The sequence below is a fragment of the Streptomyces sp. NPDC005262 genome, assembly GCF_042872425.1.
GTDB lineage: Bacteria > Actinomycetota > Actinomycetes > Streptomycetales > Streptomycetaceae > Streptomyces.
Map to the genome: position 1 here is coordinate 172,041 of NZ_JBIAKK010000005.1, position 19,827 is coordinate 191,867.

The 19,827-nt window shown below is 66.7% G+C and carries 19 protein-coding genes; 9 read left to right on the forward strand and 10 right to left on the reverse strand.

Features of this window, described 5'->3' with window-relative positions:
- Positions 1-10: 10 nt before the first annotated feature.
- The 6 genes from gyrB to dnaA all read right to left on the reverse strand — a co-directional run bounded on the left by gyrB (position 11) and on the right by dnaA (position 9,293).
- A complete protein-coding gene (gene gyrB, locus ACFYP5_RS16005) occupies positions 11-2,080 on the reverse strand; it encodes a DNA topoisomerase (ATP-hydrolyzing) subunit B (RefSeq protein WP_389035682.1) in 2,070 nt (689 codons plus the stop codon).
- 415 nt (positions 2,081-2,495) lie between these two features.
- Positions 2,496-3,089 carry a DUF721 domain-containing protein gene (locus ACFYP5_RS16010; protein WP_389035685.1) on the reverse strand — a complete coding sequence of 198 codons (594 nt, stop codon included), beginning with the start codon at positions 3,087-3,089 and terminating at the stop codon, positions 2,496-2,498.
- A complete protein-coding gene (gene recF / locus ACFYP5_RS16015) occupies positions 3,086-4,216 on the reverse strand; it encodes a DNA replication/repair protein RecF (protein ID WP_389035688.1) in 1,131 nt (376 codons plus the stop codon). Before recF ends, ACFYP5_RS16010 begins: the two co-directional genes overlap by 4 nt.
- A gap of 85 nt (positions 4,217-4,301) precedes the next feature.
- Complete coding sequence (gnd, locus tag ACFYP5_RS16020; protein ID WP_389035691.1) at positions 4,302-5,180, reverse strand: phosphogluconate dehydrogenase (NAD(+)-dependent, decarboxylating); 879 nt, start codon at positions 5,178-5,180, stop codon at positions 4,302-4,304.
- Between the two features lie 131 nt (positions 5,181-5,311).
- Entirely contained in the window at positions 5,312-6,442 is a 1,131-nt protein-coding gene (dnaN, locus tag ACFYP5_RS16025; protein ID WP_389035694.1) for a DNA polymerase III subunit beta, read from the reverse strand.
- Positions 6,443-7,493: 1,051 nt separating this feature from the next.
- Positions 7,494-9,293 (reverse strand): chromosomal replication initiator protein DnaA, encoded by a 1,800-nt coding sequence (dnaA, locus tag ACFYP5_RS16030; RefSeq protein ID WP_389035697.1) that lies wholly within the window; start codon positions 9,291-9,293, stop codon positions 7,494-7,496.
- A 392-nt stretch (positions 9,294-9,685) separates the two neighbouring features.
- Between dnaA and rpmH the strand changes: the two genes are divergently transcribed.
- The 9 genes from rpmH (at position 9,686) to ACFYP5_RS16075 (ending at position 16,575) form a co-directional block, all read left to right on the forward strand.
- Complete coding sequence (gene rpmH, locus ACFYP5_RS16035; protein WP_030930485.1) at positions 9,686-9,823, forward strand: 50S ribosomal protein L34; 138 nt, start codon at positions 9,686-9,688, stop codon at positions 9,821-9,823.
- A gap of 18 nt (positions 9,824-9,841) precedes the next feature.
- Positions 9,842-10,213, forward strand: a complete 372-nt coding sequence (gene rnpA, locus ACFYP5_RS16040; RefSeq protein WP_389035700.1) for a ribonuclease P protein component — start codon at positions 9,842-9,844, stop codon at positions 10,211-10,213.
- The gene (yidD, locus tag ACFYP5_RS16045; protein WP_389035702.1) at positions 10,210-10,572 is read left to right on the forward strand and encodes a membrane protein insertion efficiency factor YidD; all 363 of its coding nucleotides are present in this window, start codon (positions 10,210-10,212) and stop codon (positions 10,570-10,572) included. The genes rnpA and yidD overlap by 4 nt, the downstream gene beginning before the upstream one ends.
- Positions 10,573-10,575: 3 nt before the next feature.
- Positions 10,576-11,844, forward strand: coding sequence for a membrane protein insertase YidC (yidC, locus tag ACFYP5_RS16050; protein WP_389035705.1), 1,269 nt, complete (start codon positions 10,576-10,578; stop codon positions 11,842-11,844).
- Between the two features lie 14 nt (positions 11,845-11,858).
- Positions 11,859-12,368, forward strand: coding sequence for a R3H domain-containing nucleic acid-binding protein (locus ACFYP5_RS16055; protein WP_030973744.1), 510 nt, complete (start codon positions 11,859-11,861; stop codon positions 12,366-12,368).
- A 109-nt stretch (positions 12,369-12,477) separates the two neighbouring features.
- Positions 12,478-13,194, forward strand: coding sequence for a 16S rRNA (guanine(527)-N(7))-methyltransferase RsmG (gene rsmG / locus ACFYP5_RS16060; RefSeq protein WP_030973746.1), 717 nt, complete (start codon positions 12,478-12,480; stop codon positions 13,192-13,194).
- A gap of 293 nt (positions 13,195-13,487) precedes the next feature.
- Positions 13,488-14,564: a ParA family protein gene (locus ACFYP5_RS16065; RefSeq protein ID WP_389036179.1), complete on the forward strand. Its 1,077-nt coding sequence runs from the start codon at positions 13,488-13,490 to the stop codon at positions 14,562-14,564.
- The gene (locus ACFYP5_RS16070) at positions 14,561-15,658 is read left to right on the forward strand and encodes a ParB/RepB/Spo0J family partition protein (RefSeq protein ID WP_389035708.1); all 1,098 of its coding nucleotides are present in this window, start codon (positions 14,561-14,563) and stop codon (positions 15,656-15,658) included. The genes ACFYP5_RS16065 and ACFYP5_RS16070 overlap by 4 nt, the downstream gene beginning before the upstream one ends.
- A gap of 299 nt (positions 15,659-15,957) precedes the next feature.
- On the forward strand, positions 15,958-16,575 hold the full coding sequence (locus ACFYP5_RS16075; protein WP_389035711.1) for a GNAT family N-acetyltransferase: 618 nt from the start codon (positions 15,958-15,960) through the stop codon (positions 16,573-16,575).
- A 79-nt stretch (positions 16,576-16,654) separates the two neighbouring features.
- Here the strand turns inward: ACFYP5_RS16075 and trxA are convergent, their stop codons facing one another.
- The 4 genes from trxA to sigM form a co-directional block, all read right to left on the reverse strand.
- Entirely contained in the window at positions 16,655-16,987 is a 333-nt protein-coding gene (gene trxA / locus ACFYP5_RS16080; protein ID WP_030930508.1) for a thioredoxin, read from the reverse strand.
- Between the two features lie 44 nt (positions 16,988-17,031).
- Positions 17,032-17,994, reverse strand: coding sequence for a thioredoxin-disulfide reductase (gene trxB, locus ACFYP5_RS16085; protein ID WP_389035714.1), 963 nt, complete (start codon positions 17,992-17,994; stop codon positions 17,032-17,034).
- 133 nt (positions 17,995-18,127) lie between these two features.
- Positions 18,128-19,105 (reverse strand): hypothetical protein, encoded by a 978-nt coding sequence (locus ACFYP5_RS16090; protein WP_389035717.1) that lies wholly within the window; start codon positions 19,103-19,105, stop codon positions 18,128-18,130.
- On the reverse strand, positions 19,102-19,806 hold the full coding sequence (gene sigM / locus ACFYP5_RS16095) for an RNA polymerase sigma factor SigM (protein ID WP_389035720.1): 705 nt from the start codon (positions 19,804-19,806) through the stop codon (positions 19,102-19,104). The genes ACFYP5_RS16090 and sigM overlap by 4 nt, the downstream gene beginning before the upstream one ends.
- Positions 19,807-19,827: the final 21 nt, after the last annotated feature.

Below are 19,827 nucleotides of genomic sequence, written 5' to 3' on the forward strand. Positions count from 1 at the left end.
TACGGCCGACTCAGATGTCGAGGAAGCGGACGTCCTTGGCGTTGCGCTGGATGAACGAGCGCCGTGCCTCGACGTCCTCACCCATCAGCACCGAGAAGAGGTCGTCGGCCTGCGCCGCGTCGTCCAGCGTGACCTGGCCGAGCACCCGGTGATCGATGTCCATCGTGGTGATGCGCAGCTCCTCGGCGTTCATCTCGCCGAGACCCTTGAAGCGCTGGATCGAGTCTTCCTTGATCCGCTTGCCGTTCTGCTTACCGAGCTCGACGAGGGCGTCGCGCTCGCGGTCCGAGTACGCGTACTCGAAGTCGTCCCGGCCCCACTTGATCTTGTAGAGCGGCGGGCGGGAGAGGTAGACGTGTCCGGCCTCGACCAGCGGACGCATGAAGCGGAAGAGGAACGTCAGCAGCAGGGTGTTGATGTGCTGACCGTCGACGTCGGCGTCCGCCATCAGAATGATCTTGTGATAGCGGAGCTTCTCGATGTCGAAGTCCTCGTGGACTCCGGTGCCGAAGGCCGAGATCAGCGCCTGGACCTCGGTGTTCTGCAGGATCTTGTCGACCCGGGCCTTCTCGACGTTCAGGATCTTGCCTCGGATCGGCAGGATGGCCTGGTACATCGGGTTACGGCCGGACTTCGCCGAACCACCGGCGGAGTCACCCTCGACGATGAAGATCTCGCACTTCGTCGGGTCGTTGGACTGGCAGTCACTCAGCTTGCCCGGCAGCGAGGCGCTCTCCAGGAGACCCTTGCGACGCGTCAGATCGCGCGCCTTACGGGCCGCGACGCGGGCCGTGGCCGCCGCGATGCCCTTGCGGACGATGTCCGCCGCCTCGTTCGGGTTCCGGTCGAACCAGTCCGTGAGGTGCTCGTGGACAACCTTCTGGACGAAGGTCTTCGCCTCCGTGTTGCCCAGCTTGGTCTTCGTCTGGCCCTCGAACTGCGGCTCGCCCAGCTTCACCGAGATGATCGCCGTCAGACCCTCACGGATGTCGTCACCGGTGAGGTTGTCGTCCTTCTCACGCAGCAGCTTCTTGTCCCGCGCGTACTTGTTGACCAGCGTGGTCAGCGCCGCACGGAAGCCTTCCTCGTGGGTACCGCCCTCGTGCGTGTGGATCGTGTTCGCGAAGGAGTACACACCCTCGCTGTACTGCGTGTTCCACTGCATAGCGATCTCGGCCGAGAGGAGTCGCTCCTTGTCCTCGGCCTCGATGTCGATCACCGACTGGTGAATGACGTCGCCCTTGCGGGAGTTGAGGTACTTCACGAAGTCGACGATGCCGCCCTCGTAGTGGTACGTGACCGTGCGGGCCGCTTCCTCCTCGGCGATCTCGACCGCCTCCGCGACATCCGCACCCGCCGTCGCCTTCGCCGACTCACGCTCGTCGGTGAGCTTGATCGTCAGACCCTTGTTGAGGAACGCCATCTCCTGGAAGCGGCGCGCCAGAGTCTCGAAGGAGTACTCGGTGGTCTCGAAGATGTCCCCGTCGGCCCAGAAGGTGACCGTCGTCCCCGACTCCTCGGTGGCCTCGTTACGGGCCAGCGGCGCCGTCGGCACACCGAGCTTGTAATCCTGGGTCCAGCGGTAGCCGTCCCGCCTGACCTCGACGGAGACGCGCGACGACAGCGCGTTCACCACGGAGACACCGACACCGTGGAGACCGCCGGAAACGGCATAACCGCCGCCACCGAACTTACCGCCGGCGTGCAGCACGGTCAGCACGACCTCGACCGCCGGCTTCTTCTCCGACGGCACGATGTCGACCGGGATACCACGGCCGTTGTCGATCACACGAACCCCGCCGTCGGCGAGGATCGTGACGTCGATCGTGTCCGCGTGCCCGGCCAGAGCCTCGTCGACCGAGTTGTCGACCACTTCCTGGACCAAGTGGTGCAGGCCACGCTCACCGGTCGAGCCGATGTACATGCCAGGTCGCTTGCGGACCGCGTCCAAGCCCTCGAGGACGGTGATCGCGCTGGCGTCGTACGAGGAAGATGCCCCGCCGCTCTCACCGGGTGTGGACGGAATGTTCTCGTTGGGGTTGCCGGAATCGGCCACGAAGCGCCCTTTCTGGCACAGCACAGGCCGTTCTCCGGGCAGGCGGGAGCGGCTGCGTCGTTCGGCTTGTATCGACGACTCCCGCGAAGATGCGGGATTGTTCACCAGTCTACCGGTAGCGCCGACATGAATGGGGGTTTGCCGGTACCTGAGTCCGCATGTGCCGCCCTGGATGAGCGCCTGACGACTCCCCATATTCAGGATGGGGCTCTAAGAGGCTCACACGGGCATTCAGCGCTTCGGCCTGTCAACCTCCCGCTACGGTGAGGGACGCATCAGCCGATCCGTACGGTTTCGATCACCACAGAACGACACATCCCGGAACCCGAAGGCCCCGCGACGGACCAGGCAGCACACCCCCACGGCCGTCTCCCGGCGGAACCGGGAGCGGCTGCCGCCGGAGCCCGGCACAGGGCCGAATACGAAGAGAAAGCCCAGGTCAGCCGTATGTGTCGCCCGGGCCGGTGCTCCCCGGCGCGCGCAGCGGACCATACCTGCGCTGCGGACCGCCCGGCCCCAACACCTTGATCAACTTCACTGTGCCGTGCCCCAGATCCGCGTTGAGCCGCGCCACCAGCTGCGGCGCCAGCAGCCGCAGCTGCGTCGCCCACGCCGTCGAGTCGCACTGCACCGTGAGCACCCGCTCCTCGGGGTCCTCGTCATAGCGCAACGGCACACAATGATTGGCCAGATCCTCACCGACGATCTGGGGCCAGCGACCCATCACCCCGCCCACCGCAGCAGGCGTCTCCCAGCCACGCTCAGTGATCAGACGATTGATCGCAGCACCCAACGGCAACGGATCACGACCATCCGCCCGCGCTCCGGAACGCAGCCCGCCGCCCCGCCTCGCCTGCTTCTTCTGCTGGGCCGCAGCGCCCCGCGCCCGGGCCTGCTCCTTCGCGGCACGCAACGCCACCCGGGCCAGATCGACCCCGGACGCCTCAGGCTGCTTCACCTCACGCGCCGGTTCCTGCGGGCCCGAGCCGCCGGCAGCGCCCGTGCCCTTCGCCGCACCACCGGAGCCACTCATACGCGCTCCACCTCGCCCGCAGACACCGTGTACCGCGTACCCGCCAGCACGCCCGGAACGTCATCGTCCACCGCGGCCGTCACCAGCACCTGCTCACCCGGCGCCACCAGCTCCGCCAATCGCTCCCTGCGCCGCGCGTCCAGCTCGGCAAAGACATCGTCCAGGACGAGCACCGGCTCATTGCCCTCGCCGCGCAGCAGATCGTACGAAGCCAGCCGCAGCGCCAACGCGTACGACCAGGACTCACCATGACTCGCGTACCCCTTGGCGGGCATACCGCGCAACCCGAGCAGCAGATCGTCACGGTGCGGGCCGACCAGCGTCACACCCCGCTCGATCTCCTGCTTACGCACCTCCGCGAGGGCGGCGATCAACTGCTCGTACAGCTCGTCCCGGGTACGGGCCGGCTCCACGTCGGCGCCGACCGAACTGCGGTACTCCAAGGTCACGGGGCCACCGCCGGGCGCGACATCCGCGTAGGCCTTGTCGGCCAGCGGCTGCAGGGTCGCGATCAGATCAAGCCGTTGCGCCAGCAGCTCCGCGCCCACCCGGCCCAGATGCTGGTCCCACACATCGAGGGTGGACAGATCCATCGACCGGCCGCCGTGCCTGCGCGCCATCGCCGCGGACTTCAGCAAGGTGTTGCGCTGCTTCAGCACCCGCTCGTAGTCCGAACGGACCCCCGCCATCCGCGGCGAACGCGCCGTTATCAGCTCGTCGAGGAAGCGCCGACGCTCCCCGGGATCGCCCTTGACCAGCGCCAGATCCTCCGGCGCGAACAGCACCGTCCGTACGATCCCCAGCACATCACGCGGCCTGACCTGTGACGATCTGTTGATCCGAGCGCGATTGGCCTTGCCCGGGTTGAGCTCCAGCTCGATCAGCTGGGAGCGCTCGCCCTGTGCGACAGCGGCGCGGATGACAGCCCGGTCCGCACCCATCCGTACCAGCGGCGCGTCGGAAGAGACACGGTGGCTGCCGAGCGTCGCGAGATAGCCGACCGCCTCGACGAGATTCGTCTTGCCCTGCCCGTTGGCACCCACGAACGCGGTGACGCCCGGATCGAGAGGTACCTCGACCCGGGCGTACGAGCGGAAGTCGGCCAGCGAGAGATGCGTGACATGCATGGGTGTACGCCGACCTTCCCGGCTTCCTGCTCCGTGCTCCGTAGCGCGGGCCGGTGGTGCTGGTCCGGCCCGCCTTGCGTTGCGGCTACTTCTTGTTCTCGACCGCGTGGCCACCGAACTGGTTGCGCAGCGCGGCGATCATCTTCATCTGCGGGGAGTCGTCCTGACGCGAGGCGAAACGCGCGAAGAGCGACGCGGTGATCGCCGGCAGCGGCACCGCGTTGTCGATCGCGGCCTCCACCGTCCAGCGGCCCTCACCCGAGTCGGCGGCGAAGCCGCGCAGCTCGTCGAGGTGCTCGTCGTCGTCCAGCGCGTTGACCGCCAGGTCCAGCAGCCAGGAACGGATGACCGTGCCCTCCTGCCAGGAGCGGAAGACCTCGCGCACATCAGTGACGGAGTCGACCTTCTCCAGCAGCTCCCAGCCCTCGGCGTAGGCCTGCATCATGGCGTACTCGATGCCGTTGTGAACCATCTTCGCGAAGTGGCCGGCACCGACCTTGCCCGCGTGGACGGAACCGAAGTCACCTTCCGGCTTCAGGGCGTCGAAGATCGGCTGGACCTTCGCCACGTGGTCGGCGTCGCCGCCGTACATCAGCGCGTAGCCGTTCTCCAGGCCCCAGACGCCACCGGAGACACCGCAGTCGACGAAGCCGATGCCCTTGATGCCCAGCTCGACCGCGTGCTTCTCGTCATCGGTCCAGCGGGAGTTCCCACCGTCCACGACGATGTCACCGGGCGACAGCAGCGCGGCCAGTTCGTCGATCGTGGACTGCGTCGCCGCACCGGCCGGGACCATCACCCAGACGACCCGCGGGCCCTTCAGCTTGCCCACAAGCTCTTCGAGACTGTGGACATCGGAGACGTCCGGATTGCGGTCGTAACCCAGGACGGTGTGGCCTGCGCGGCGGATGCGCTCGCGCATGTTGCCGCCCATCTTGCCGAGGCCGACGAGACCGAGCTCCATCAGAGATTCCTTAAGCGTTGTGCCGATTCGTACCCACTAGCCGAGCCTACGCCCGGCCGGGGACAGGCCGACGGGCATGCTCGGCACTGAGCGTGCCCATCAGGATCTGCCGTGACGGACCGACGGTCGTATCAGCCGGAGAGACGGACCGGCATGATCAGGTACTTGTACGCGTCATCCGCCTCGGCATCCACCGCGGGCCGGCCGCTGAGCAGCGCGGGCTTGGTGGACGTCGTGAAGGAGAGCTGGGCGACCGGGGAGTCGATCGCGCTGAGCCCGTCGAGCAGGAACGTCGGGTTGAAGGCGATCGAGATGTCATCGCCGTCCAGCACTGCGTCGACACGCTCCACAGCCTGTGCATCGTCGCTGGAACCGGCTTCCAGGATCAGCGCACCCTGCTCGAAGCTGAGCCGCACCGGGGTGTTCCGCTCGGCGACGAGGGCCACACGCTTGACGGCCTCGACGAACGGGGCGGTCTCGATGACCGCGACCGAGTTGAACTCGGTGGGGAACAGCGTCCGGTACTTCGGCAGGTCGCCTTCGAGCAGTCGCGTGGTGGTTCGCCGGCCCGCGCCCTCGAAGCCGATGAGGCCCTCACCGGCACCCGAGCCGGACAGGGCCAGAGTCACCGTGTCACCACTGGTCAGCGCCTTGGCGGTGTCCAGCAGCGTCTTGGCGGGCACCAGGGCGACGGCCGAGGCGTCCGGGTTCTCCGGCTTCCACAGGAACTCGCGGACCGCGAAGCGGTAGCGGTCGGTGGAGGCCAGGGTGACCGTGTCGCCCTCGATCTCGATCCGCACACCGGTCAGGACGGGCAGCGTGTCGTCGCGGCCCGCCGCGATGGCGACCTGGGCGGCTGCGGAGGCGAAGACCTCGCCAGGGACCGTGCCCGTGGCGGTCGGCATCTGCGGCAGCGCCGGGTACTCCTCCACAGGAAGGGTGTGGAGTGTGAATCGCGAGGAGCCGCAGACCACCGTGGCCCGTACACCGTCGGTGGAAATCTCCACAGGACGGTTGGGAAGGGCGCGGCAGATGTCGGCGAGGAGTCGACCGGAGACCAGCACCGTGCCGTCCTCCTCGACCTCGGCATCGACCGAGACCCGGGCCGAGACCTCGTAGTCGAAGCTCGAGAAGCTGAGGGCCCCGTCCTCAGCCTTCAGCAGAAGGCCCGCAAGAACGGGCGCCGGCGGACGGGCCGGAAGGCTGCGAGCCACCCAGGCCACCGCCTCCGCGAGTACATCGCGCTCCACCCGGATCTTCACCGGAACCGCCTCCTGCTTTTGCTCGCTCGCCCTGCTGGCCTTCGTCGTCTGGTCGGGGTCGCTCCGCCGATGGCAGGAGGAGGACGCCGGGGACCAGTCTGACGTACGGCACCGACACTCGGTGCTGCTCGGGGTCAAGTCGCGACAAGAGGTTCGGGGAGCTCCGGCATCAAGTTGTGCACAGGCCCCACTTCGAAGCGGATTCCGAGCTAACTCTAAGTGGCAGTAGTAGTAGGGGCTGTGGAAACCGTGGATAACGTCGTTTCCGCAGGTCAGACCCCATTTTTTGTCCACCGCCCCTGTGGGTGGCACCGGTGGACAACCCGGTGTTTCTGTGGACACGCGAAAGTTCTGCACACCCGATGCACAGGGCGGGGGTGTTTCTCCCCAGGGCTGTCCCCAGCTTTACCCAGGTTCCCCACAGCCCAACCAGCCTCATTGGTGTGACGCCTTTCACTCTGCGCGGTGAAGGACGGTGTCGCGTTGCCGAACAGTGGACAGGGGTGTGGAGAAGCTGGGGACAACTTGGCCCTGCCTGTGGGCCGCCAGTGGACAACATCGGATGCCCCTTGTGGACGAATATTCTGTCCACAGGCTGTGGATCACTGTTGGTCACAAATCCCCAGGGTCTTGACCTGGCCCGATGAAGTATCGGCTGTCGCCCCTGTGGAAGCAGTATGGACAACTTCGTGGTCCCCAGGCTGTGGAGGGCGAATTCTCCCCAGATCTGTGGAGAACCCCAGGTCGGCGGCGTGTATTCGAACACCGAGGTCGCCCCGGAGACGCACCCAGGCCGTGCGAATGGGTCTCGGAAGCCCTTCGGAAGCGCTCATGGGCCCCGTCGAGTCGGCGTAGAGGTCCGTGGCGAGGTCTCGAAGAAGGCCGCTGGAAGAGCCCAGGACACCTTCGCGGGCGTACTGAAACGACGACGGTCGTACTGAAACGGGCGTACGGAAACGGCGAAGGGCGCCCCGGGGACTGTGTGAGAGTCCGTCCGGGGCGCCCGTCCGGCGTCGTACAGAGAACGTGACAGATGCCGTCCGGCGCTCCGTCAGCCGTTCTTGATGCGGTTGGTGAGTTCGGTGACCTGGTTGTAGATGGACCGCCGCTCCGCCATCAGCGCACGGATCTTGCGGTCCGCGTGCATCACGGTCGTATGGTCGCGACCGCCGAACTGCGCACCGATCTTGGGCAGTGAGAGATCCGTCAGCTCACGGCAGAGGTACATCGCGATCTGGCGAGCCGTCACCAGCACCCTGCTGCGCGAGGATCCACAGAGATCCTCCACCGTCAGTCCGAAGTAGTCCGCGGTCGCCGCCATGATGGCCGAGGCCGTGATTTCCGGAGCCGAGTCCTCGCCGCCCGGGATCAGGTCCTTGAGCACGATCTCGGTCAGCCCGAGGTCCACCGGCTGCCGGTTGAGGCTGGCGAAGGCCGTCACCCGGATCAGCGCGCCCTCCAGCTCGCGGATGTTGCGCGAGATACGGGACGCGATGAACTCCAGTACCTCCGGCGGGGCGTTGAGCTGCTCCTGCACCGCCTTCTTGCGGAGGATCGCGATCCGCGTCTCCAGCTCCGGCGGCTGCACGTCGGTGGTCAGTCCCCACTCGAAGCGGTTCCGCAGCCGGTCCTCCAGGGTGACCAGCTGCTTGGGCGGCCGGTCCGAGGACAGCACGATCTGCTTGTTGGCGTTGTGGAGCGTATTGAAGGTGTGGAAGAACTCCTCCTGCGTCGACTCCTTGCTCGCCAGGAACTGGATGTCGTCGACCAGCAGGATGTCCACATCCCGGTACCGCTTGCGGAAGGTGTCGCCCTTGCCGTCGCGGATCGAGTTGATGAACTCGTTGGTGAACTCCTCGGAGCTCACGTAGCGCACCCGGGTGCCCGGGTAGAGGCTGCGCGCGTAGTGCCCGATGGCGTGCAGCAGATGGGTCTTGCCGAGCCCCGACTCCCCGTAGATGAAGAGGGGGTTGTACGCCTTCGCGGGTGCCTCGGCGACGGCGACGGCAGCCGCGTGCGCGAACCGGTTGGACGCGCCGATGACGAAGGTGTCGAAGAGGTACTTCGGGTTCAGCCGGGCATGCGGCTCGCCGGGACCGGGTGCGGGGGCGGGCTGTGCGCCCATCGGCCCGGTGATGCCGCCGGGGCGTCCGGTACCGGGACCGCCCTGCCGGTGCTGGGGCTCGGGCATGTCGTGGCGCTCGGGGCGCTGCTGCTCGTAACCCTGGCGTTCGGGCGGCTGCGACCGGTAGTCGTGCTGCGGCTGCTGCGACCGGTAGTCGTGCTGCTGCTCACGCCACTGCTCCGCGGATGTGTTGCGCTCCTGGAAACCGCCGAGCCGGGGCTGCTGCCAGGAAAGATCCTCAGAGGTGCGCGGCCAGGCGCCCGGCTCGGGGCGCTGCTGCTGGTAGTCGGGGTAGGCCGGCCGGGCCGTCGGCATGCCGTCGTCCGTGGGCCGGCGGCCATAACCCTCGTACGCGTCGTTGTGCCGCTCGTCGTGCTGCGGTCCCTGGTAGTGGTGCTGCGGCGGCTGCTGAGACTGGTGCATCGGGGGCGCCGGCGGGTTCGGCGGTTCACCCGCGGAGTCGTCGACGGTGATCGCGATCCGGATCGGGCGGCCGCACTCCCGGCTCAGCGTTTCGCTGATGAGCGGCGCGAGCCGGCCCTCCAGGACACGCTTGCCCCATTCGTTGGGTACGGCGAGCAGCGCGGTGTCGGCGACGAGTGCGAGCGGCTGGCAGCGCTCGATCCACTGCTTGTCCTTCGGCTCGATGCCCTGCTGGCCCTCCCCGAGGAGCTGTTCCAGCACTCGTGGCCACACTGCGGCAAGATCGGCAGGTACGTCAGCCACAAGGCACGCTCTCTCGCTGGTCCCACGAATGTGTGGTTCTCGGGACGGGATGGGTAAGGCCCGGCAGGCGGGAAGAAAAAGAACCGGAGTTCAGCCACGGTAGTCAGGCCGACCCGCGTCGTTCAAGTTGTTGTCCACAGGCTGTGTACAGCGCGGGTCGTGGTAAGGCCGTCGCAGGGCCACCGCGGAGCCGGTTTGACCGGATGGCGTAGCCGCGCGTACCGTGACCAGGTCGAGTTGTCGATGGCTGCTGCCGCCTGCCTCCGATGGGCAAAGATCACGATCAGTGATTGTGAAGCGGTGCACTAAGGCGTTTACGCGAGTCTCTCGTGGGCGCACGGTGACAGCCAGGCGATGTCCCGCCAACACACGATCATTTCTGGAGCCCCCGAGTGAGCAAGCGCACCTTCCAGCCGAACAACCGTCGTCGCGCGAAGACCCACGGCTTCCGGCTGCGTATGCGCACCCGTGCCGGCCGCGCGATTCTCGCGTCCCGCCGTGGCAAGGGTCGCGCCAACCTGTCCGCCTGATCGCGTACAGGTCATGACGTGCTGCCTACCGAGAATCGGCTGAGGCGGCGCGAGGACTTCGCGACCGCAGTACGTCGAGGACGCCGGGCCGGCCGCCCGCTACTTGTCGTTCATCTACGCAGCGGTGCAACGGACCCGCACGCGACTGGGGAGAGTGCTCCCCCGCCGCGTGCGGGTTTCGTTGTCAGCAAAGCCGTGGGCGGAGCGGTCGTCCGCACAGCGGTGAAGCGCAGGCTTCGCCATCTGGTCCGAGAACGACTGGCCCTGCTGCCCCCCGGTAGCCTGGTTGTCGTACGAGCGCTGCCCGGATCGGGTGACGCCGACCATGAACAGCTGGCCCGAGACCTGGATGCCGCCCTTCAGCGGCTACTGGGAGGGGGCGCGCGATGAAGTACCCGCTGCTGGCTCTTATCAAGCTGTATCAGTGGACGATCAGCCCACTTCTCGGGCCCGTCTGCCGTTACTACCCGTCGTGTTCCCACTATGGATATGCGGCGATCGACCGGCACGGAGCGATCAAGGGAACGGCGCTGACCGCATGGCGCATCCTGCGATGCAATCCATGGTCACCTGGCGGCGTGGATTACGTTCCGCCACGCAAACGCCCGCGTTGGCACGAACTGCTGCGTAACGCAATACGTGGCAGCAAGGGCGGGGACTCCGCCGCTGATGTGCCTTCTGGGGGGACGGTCGTCTCCGAACCCCCTGGCCCGGCCTCAGAGACCTCGCCCAAAGCTCAAGGAGCCTGATTAGTGGACACGATTGCCAGTCTGTTCAGCTTTATCACCTACCCCGTTTCGTGGGTCATCGTCCAGTTCCACAAGCTGTACGGAGCGATCTTCGGCGATGACACGGGTTGGGCCTGGGGCCTGTCCATCGTGTCCCTGGTGGTGCTGATCCGGATCTGCCTGATCCCGCTTTTCGTTAAGCAGATCAAGTCGACTCGGAACATGCAGGTGCTCCAGCCGAAGATGAAGGCGATCCAGGAGCGCTACAAGAGCGACAAGCAGCGTCAGTCCGAAGAGATGATGAAGCTGTACAAGGAGACGGGTACCAACCCGCTCTCCTCGTGCCTTCCCATCCTGGCGCAGTCGCCGTTCTTCTTCGCCCTGTATCACGTGCTCTCGGCCATCGCCTCGGGCAAGACGATCGGTGTCATCAACCAGCCGCTGCTGGACAGTGCCCGGCAGGCACACATCTTCGGCGCTCCGCTGGCTGCCAAGTTCACCGACAGCGCGTCGGAGGTCACCGCTCTCGGTGCTTCGCTGACCGACGTCCGCGTCGTCACCGCGGTCATGATCGTGATGATGTCGGCGTCGCAGTTCTTCACCCAGCGCCAGCTGATGACGAAGAACGTCGACCTGACGGTCAAGACGCCGTACATGCAGCAGCAGAAGATGCTGATGTACGTCTTCCCGCTGATCTTCGCCGTCATGGGCATCAACTTCCCCGTGGGTGTCCTCGTCTACTGGCTGACCACCAACGTCTGGACCATGGGTCAGCAGATGTACGTGATCAACCAGAACCCGACCCCGGGCAGCAAGGCGCAGGACCACTACCTGGGACGTCTGCTGAAGAGTGTTACCGCTCACGGTGAGGTGCGCGGCAGGACCAAGCGCAACACCGTCAAGCGGATCGTCTCCAAGGGCTCGGACCGCAACGACATCGAGCGGAAGTTCATCGCCGGACTGGCCAAGCTCGGTCTCGCTGCCCAGGAGGACGGCACGGTGACCAAGAGCGACACCGCTGTCGCCGAGGCCGAGGGCGGAGCCGCGCAGAAGCGCCAGCAGCCCAAGCGCCAGACCAAGGCGAAGCGTCAGAGCGGTGCCGCCCAGCCGGGCGCGGCGAAGGAGACCGATTCCACCGAGTCGGAGCCCAAGACTTCGCTGGAGAAGCAGGACGCACCGCAGGACGACAAGCCCAAGCCGGCGGGTGGCAAGCCCGCGTCCGGCTCCTCACGCCAAGCCAAGTCCGGACAGCGCAAGGGTCCGCAGCGGCCCAAGCACCCGTCCAAGAAGTAAGAAGGAGTCCATCCGTGACGGAAGGCACCACCTCCACGGCCGCTGAGGGCAGCGACACCTTGACCCGCCTCGAGCAGGAAGGGGAGATCGCAGCCGATTACCTCGAGGGCCTGCTCGACATCGCCGACCTCGACGGTGATATCGACATGGATGTCGAGGCGGACCGGGCCGCGGTCTCGATCATCAGCGATTCGGCACGTGAACTGCAGAAGCTCGTGGGCCGCGACGGTGAGGTGCTGGAGGCACTCCAGGAGCTGACGCGCCTGGCCGTGCACCGGGAGACCGGTGACCGCAGCCGGCTGATGCTGGACATCGCGGGCTTCCGGGCCAAGAAGCGCGAGGTCCTCGCGGAGCTGGGTGCCAAGGCCGCGGACGAGGTCAAGAAGACCGGTGAGCCGGTCAGGCTGGACCCGATGACGCCGTTCGAGCGCAAGGTTGTGCACGATGCGGTCGCGGCCGCAGGTCTGCGCAGTGAGTCGGAGGGCGAGGAGCCGCAGCGCTTCGTCGTCGTTCTCCCGGCCTGACCGGACCCCTGTTCTGTCGGCCCCGTCTGTTCGCAGGCGGGGCCGATCTTTGTCAGCCTGATAGTCAGCCACCCACAGTGCGGTAATGCGGTACGGAAGGACGGTTCCCGTGACGGCGGAGGTAGAACTTCCCCAGGCGCCCGAAGGGGCGCGGGCGGTGTTCGGTGAGTTCTTCCCGGAGGCTGTCCGCTACGCGGAACTGCTTGCCGATGCCGGGGTCAAGCGAGGGCTGATCGGTCCTCGTGAGGTGCCACGGCTGTGGGAGCGGCACCTGCTGAACTGTGCGGTGCTCTCCGAGGTCGTGCCGGAGGGGGTCACGGTCTGCGATGTGGGCTCCGGCGCCGGTCTCCCGGGGATTCCGTTGGCGCTGGTGCGTCCGGATCTGAAGATCACCCTGCTGGAGCCGCTGCTTCGACGGACGAATTTTCTTCAGGAAGTGGTCGAGCTGCTGGGGCTGGACCACGTGACGGTCGTCCGCGGCCGCGCCGAGGAGGTCCTGGGGACGCTGCAGCCGGTTCATGTCGTGACCGCCCGCGCCGTGGCCCCCCTCGATCGGCTGGCGGGCTGGGGCGTGCCACTGCTGCGTCCCTACGGTGAGATGCTCGCGCTCAAAGGCGACACCGCCGAGGAGGAGATCAGCGGGGCGCGTGCGGCCTTGAGTAAGCTCGGCGTGGTGGACACCGAGGTGCTGCACGTCGGTGAGGGCGTGGTCGAACCGATGTCCACTGTGGTGCGGGTGGTGGTCGGTGAGAGCCCGGGCGGTGTGAGGTTCGCCGCAAAGAGGGCGAAGGCTGCCAGGGTCAGCCGTACGCGGCGGCGCCGCTGAGGGCGTGTCGTGACGCTGGGACATGGCCCGTTACATGCGGTTCGCGCCGTTTACCAGTGATGCTCCGCGCAAGCGGCCATATGTACCGCATGCGGAGTGTCGTGCCCCTGTAGCTACGCTGCAGGGGCATCGTGTTTCACGTGAAACGTCGCTCTCTGCTGCATGGAATCATCAGTCGCGGTCGTGCGGCTGCCGCGCCACGGCATCGCAAGCCCGTTAGGGCTACGGGGTTGTCCACAGAAGTGGATTCATCCACAGAAGAGTGGGCCTCGCTGGTTCGCGACCCCGAAAGCATGGCAGGCTCTGCTCATTGCGAGTCTGAAGTCGAGGAGAGTGAATCCGTGCGGTCCGACGCCAACATCGCGGGACCGATGACCGATCCGGTCCCCGGTCCCCGAACCGAATCGGCGGGGGACGGTGTTTCACGTGAAACACCGCCGCCGATGGATGACACCCCCATCGGTCGTGCAGCCCAGCTGGCCGTCGAGGCCCTCGGCCGTGCCGGAGAGGGGCTGCCACGTCCTGACCAGACGCGCGTCATGGTGGTGGCCAACCAGAAGGGCGGGGTCGGCAAGACCACTACGACGGTCAACCTTGCCGCCTCGCTGGCCCTTCACGGCGCGCGCGTTCTCGTGGTCGACCTTGACCCGCAGGGCAACGCCTCGACGGCGCTGGGCATTGATCACCATGCAGAAGTCCCCTCCATCTATGACGTCCTGGTCGAGAGCAAGCCGCTCTCCGACGTGGTTCAGCCCGTCCCGGACGTCGAAGGTCTCTTCTGCGCCCCCGCCACCATCGATCTCGCCGGTGCGGAGATCGAGCTGGTGTCGCTGGTGGCGCGGGAGAGTCGACTGCAGCGGGCGATTCAGGCGTATGAGCAGCCGTTGGACTACATCCTCATCGACTGCCCGCCTTCGCTCGGTCTGCTGACGGTCAATGCTCTGGTCGCCGGCGCCGAGGTACTGATTCCTATTCAGTGCGAGTACTACGCGCTGGAGGGACTGGGGCAGCTGCTGAGGAACGTCGACCTCGTTCGGGGGCACCTCAACCCCGATCTGCACGTGTCGACCATCCTGCTCACCATGTACGACGGCAGGACCAGGCTCGCTTCCCAGGTGGCGGAGGAGGTGCGCAGCCACTTCGGTAAGGAGGTGCTGCGCACAAGCATTCCTCGATCCGTGCGGATCTCGGAGGCGCCGAGCTACGGACAGACGGTGTTGACCTACGATCCGGGTTCCAGCGGGTCCCTGTCGTATCTTGAAGCCGCTCGTGAGATCGCCTTTCGGGGGGTCGGGGTGCATTACGAGGCTCAGCATGCCCAGACGGGCAGCCAGAACAGCCAGCAGAACATTTCGGAGGGGATCCAGTGAGTGAGCGTCGTAGAGGGTTGGGGCGTGGGCTCGGTGCACTGATTCCCGCTGCCCCGCAGGAACGTCAGGTGTCGGCCTCCGGAGCGGGTGCGGACTCGTCGAGCGTGATCCCGGTGATGACCACCGAGCGAGGCGTGGCCGCCGCGAAGGTGACCACACTCACGGCTGCTCCCGTGGTGCCGGAGCCGAGTGCACCCGCGGAGTCCGAGTCGTCCGCGGAGCCGACGGATGCCGCCGGGGCGTACTTCGCGGAGGTTCCCATCGGAACCATCACTCCGAACCCTCGTCAGCCGCGTGAGGTCTTCGACGAGGACGCGCTTGCGGAGCTGGTCACCTCCATCAAGGAGGTCGGGCTGCTCCAGCCGGTGGTCGTGCGGAAGCTAGGGCCGGAACGCTACGAGCTCATCATGGGCGAGCGGCGCTGGAGGGCCTGTCGTGAGGCCGGTGTGGAACGGATCCCGGCCATTGTCCGGGCCACGGACGACGAGAAGCTGCTTCTGGACGCGCTCCTGGAGAACCTGCACCGGGCTCAACTGAACCCGCTGGAGGAGGCGGCCGCGTACGACCAGCTGCTCAAGGACTTCAAGTGCACGCATGACCAGCTGGCCGACCGGATCGGGCGCTCCCGTCCGCAGGTGTCCAACACGCTGCGGCTGCTGCGCCTGTCTCCGCCGGTGCAGCGCAGGGTCGCTGCCGGAGTGCTGTCCGCCGGTCACGCGAGGGCGCTGCTGTCCGTGGACGACTCCGAGGAGCAGGACCGGCTGGCCCATCGCATCGTGGCCGAAGGGCTCTCGGTGCGAGCGGTCGAGGAGATCGTGACGCTGATGAGCTCCCGCCCCAGCGGTGCTCCCAAGTCCAAGGGGCCTCGAGCCGGCGGCCGGTTGTCGCCCGCGCTCTCCGACCTTGCATCCCGGCTCTCCGACCGCTTCGAGACCAGGGTGAAGGTCGACCTCGGACAGAAGAAGGGAAAGATCGTCGTCGAGTTCGCCTCGATGGAAGATCTGGACCGCATTCTCGGCAGCCTGGCGCCAGGCGAGGGCCGCGTGCTGGAGCGAGGTCTCTCCGACGAGACTGCCGAGGACGGCGAGAGCTGACGTCCGGCGATTCGTCGGGGCGGGCTGTATTCCGCAACATGCCGGAATACAGCCCGCCCTTTGCTTTCTCACGGTATCGACTTCATCTCCGGGTGGATACGATTCGTTCTGGTATGGCACATCAGCTTGATCCACCTCGGCGGAGGGAGGGCCATGCGATCAGTGAGCCGCAGCCAACTGGTGACAGTGGGGCTGGGCCTGGGGGCTGTCGGAGGATTTGTCGGCGGCCTGCTCCGTGAACGGAGCGCGTTGGCCGCCGCACGCGATGCGGCGGGCGAAGGAAGCGAGGAACAGCCTTCATGGGACGGCGGCTCGTACCGCTCACACTGGATAACCTTCCCGATCTCCCCAAGCGGTGCCGCTCGTGTGTCTTCTGGGAGCTTGATCCGGTCAGTGGGGAAGCTGCGATAAAGGCAGGGACCCCGGAGCTGGAGAAGGAAGCCTGGATCTCAGCTGTCCTTCTGGAATGGGGCTCCTGCGGCCGTGTCGTCTATGTGGACGACGTGCCGGTCGGCTTCGTTCTCTATGCGCCACCGGCGTATGTGCCGCGCTCGACCGCCTTTCCCACCAGCCCGGTCTCCCCCGACGCCGTGCAGTTGATGACTGCTTGGATCACGCCGGCTTACCAGGGCCAGGGATTGGGTCGCGTCATGGTGCAGACCGTCGCCAAGGATCTGCTGCGACGGGGATTCAAGGCGATCGAGGCGTTCGGGGATGCCCGGTGGAAGGAACCGGCGTGTGTGCTCCCGGCGGACCATCTGCTGGCGGTGGGCTTCAAGACCGTACGTCCGCATCCGGCACATCCGCGGCTGAGACTGGAGTTGCGCACGACGCTCTCGTGGAAGGAAGACGTCGAACTGGCGCTGGACCGGCTGCTGGGTGCGGTACAGAAGGAGCCGGCGCTGCGCCCGTTGTGATCGAAGACCGCACGAGAACGTGAAACGGGTCCATCCCTAAGGGATGGACCCGTTTCACGTGAAACAGCGGACCGTGGTGCTACTCGGCGATAAAGCCTTCGAGGTCGCGGAGGATGGCGGCCTTCGGCTTGGCGCCGACGATGGTCTTGGCGACCTCGCCGCCCTGGTACACGTTCAGCGTCGGGATGGACATCACGCCGTACTTGGCAGCGGTGGCCGGGTTCTCGTCGATGTTGAGCTTGACGATTTCGATCTTGTCGCCGTGCTCGGCCGCGATTGCCTCCAGAGACGGGGCGATCTGGCGGCACGGGCCGCACCATGCGGCCCAGAAGTCCACCAGTACGGGCTTCTCGCTCTTCAGGACGTCCTCGTCAAAGGAGTCGTCAGTCACGTTCTTCAGGGCGCCGGCCACGGCGGCCTCCTTAACTTTGCGGGGTGTGGGGTGAGAGGCGTGGATCAGGCGGCTGCCGCAGCGGCCTTCTCCTCGTCGGCGAGCGCAGAAAGGAAGCGCTCGGCGTCGAGGGCGGCGGAGCAGCCGGTCCCGGCAGCGGTGATGGCCTGCCGGTAGGTGTGGTCGACGACGTCGCCGGCACCGAAGACACCGGTCAAGTTGGTGCGCGTCGACGGAGCGCTGACCTTGAGGTAGCCCTCGTCATCGAGGTCGAGCTGGCCCTTGAAGAGCTCCGTACGCGGGTCGTGGCCGACAGCGATGAAAAGACCGGTGACCGCGAGCTCGGACGTCTCGCCGGTCTTGGTGTTGCGCAGAGTCAGGCCGGAGAGCTTCTGCTCGCCGTGGACACCGGCAACCTCGCTGTCCCAGGCGAACTTGATCTTCGGGTCTGCGAAGGCCCGCTCCTGCATAGCCTTGGAGGCCCGCAGCGAGTCGCGGCGGTGGACGATCGTGACCGACTTGGCGAAGCGGGAGAGGAACGTTGCCTCCTCCATGGCAGTGTCGCCACCGCCGACCACGGCAATGTCCTGGTCCTTGAAGAAGAAGCCGTCACAGGTCGCGCACCAGGAGACACCACGTCCGGAGAGGGCGTCCTCGTTCGGCAGGCCGAGCTTCCTGTGCTGAGAGCCGGTGGTGACGATGACGGCCTTGGCGCGGTGTACCGTGCCCGCCGTGTCGGTGACGGTCTTGATGTCACCGGCCAGATCGACGGCAACCACATCGTCGGGGATGAGCTCGGCGCCGAACCGCTCCGCCTGGGCGCGCATGTTGTCCATGAGCTCGGGGCCCATGATCCCGTCCTGGAAGCCCGGGAAGTTCTCCACGTCGGTGGTGTTCATCAGAGCGCCACCAGCGGTCACGGCGCCCTCGAACACCAGAGGCTTCAGCGACGCACGCGCGGTATAGAGGGCCGCGGTGTAGCCCGCAGGGCCGGAGCCGATGATGATCACATTACGGACGTCGCTCACGGGTTTCTTCCTCGTCTCTGCAGACTGCCTACTGTCCACGCCTAATGGGGTCGGTTCAACGACTCACACCCCACCCAACGGATCCTACGGGGGATGCATTCCCGACGTGCCGGAGCGGCGCCCGGCACGCTATTCAGGGGCGGGCGTAGGTGTGGGTCAGGAGCAGTTCGCCCTTGCCCGTGGGGTCTGCGTCGACACAGCTGGCATCCACGACATAGGCCTGGACGAGCGTCGCGTCGGTCCGGTGCGGCAGGACTACGAGGTAGGCGTGGGTTCCCTCATAGGTACCTTCCTCGATGGCGAGAGCGGCAGTCCTTCGTCCGATGCCCTGCTGAATGCAGGAAGGGACTGTCACGGCGGGGGTGCGCAGCGGCGTTCTGGCCGCGGAGGACTCGGGGGACTCGGTATCGGGTGTCGACTGCATCTCGACGGATGGCGCTCGCTTCTCGTCCGATTCCCCCGAGGCGGGCATGCCAGTGTCGTCCAGGAGCGCTTCCACGCGTCCGCTGAGTGGAGAACCTGAGAACGCGTTCACCCCGTCCTCGGGGGAACTGACGCCGCTGTCCGCAGCCGTGGCCTTGCTGGCCCCTGCAGAGTCCGCGGAATTCTGGACCGTCTGCAGCATGAGGACGCTGACGCCGACGACGGCCGCCCCGACGGCTGTGCCGAGAACGATCCCGCGGCGTCGTCGGCGTGCGGGTCGTCGACCGGGGCCGGTGGTGGCCCGCGGGTGTCCCGTAGGACGGTCCTCAAGGGCGGGCTGCGTCTCCCCGGCACGTGACTCCGGGCCCTCTGTCTCCTGATCTCCGGCTTCCTGATCGGCCTCTGTTTCACGTGAAACATCTGCTGCGCCGTCCGAGGCGCGAAGTAGTTCGGCGGCGAGTGCGGCATCGATCCGGTCTGCGATGTCGTCGGGCATGCGCTCGGGGCCAGGCAGGGCGCCGAGCAGCTCACGGATCTCTTCGAGAGTGGCCAGGACCTCTCCACAGATTCCGCACTCGTCCACGTGACGGCGTACTTCCGCCGTGCGGGACGCAGACAGCAGTCCTTCGGTGAGGTCGGAGATCTCTGAGACGTCCGGGTGCTGGGTCGTGTCGGCTGTTGATGTCATGTGCGTCCACCTCCGCCCTTCACTCCGGCAGGATCACTGGTTCCTGTGTCGCTCGGCCCCGACGCGGGTGGGACGGATGCTCTCTGCGTCCGGTTCCTTCCGGGGCTGAGTTCACTGGCCTCTCCGCCCTCGCTGCGCAGATGGACGAGCAGAGGAGCGAGCCGGGCCCGGCCCCGCGCGCAGCGGCTCTTCACCGTGCCGGTCGGTACGTCGAGGATGCGGGCGGCCTCGGCCACCGGGTAGCCCTGCATGTCCACGAGGACAAGAGCGGCGCGCTGCTCGGCGGGAAGGGTGCCGAGCGCTGCCAGAAGTTCACGGTGCAGATCCTGGCGCTCGGCCGGCGCCTCGGCGGACTCGTGAGGCTCGAGAAGCTGCTCGAGCCGCTCGGTGTCGTCGACGGGTGAGGTCTTGCGTGTGGCGGCTTTACGGACCCGGTCGAGGCATGCGTTGACTGTGATGCGGTGCAGCCAAGTGGTGACGGCGGACTGACCACGGAAGGTGTGGGCGGCCCGGAAGGCGGAGACCAGGGCGTCCTGGACCGCATCGGCCGCTTCCTCACGGTCCCCCAGGGTCCTTAGTGCCACGGCCCACAGGCGGTCTCGGTGGCGTCGGACGAGCTCACCGAAAGCATCCGGTTCACCGGCTACATGGCGAGCGAGGAGGTCTGAGTCGCTGAGTGGCTCTGACGGCTCGGAGGCCACCTCCCCTCCCTCCCTCTGTGC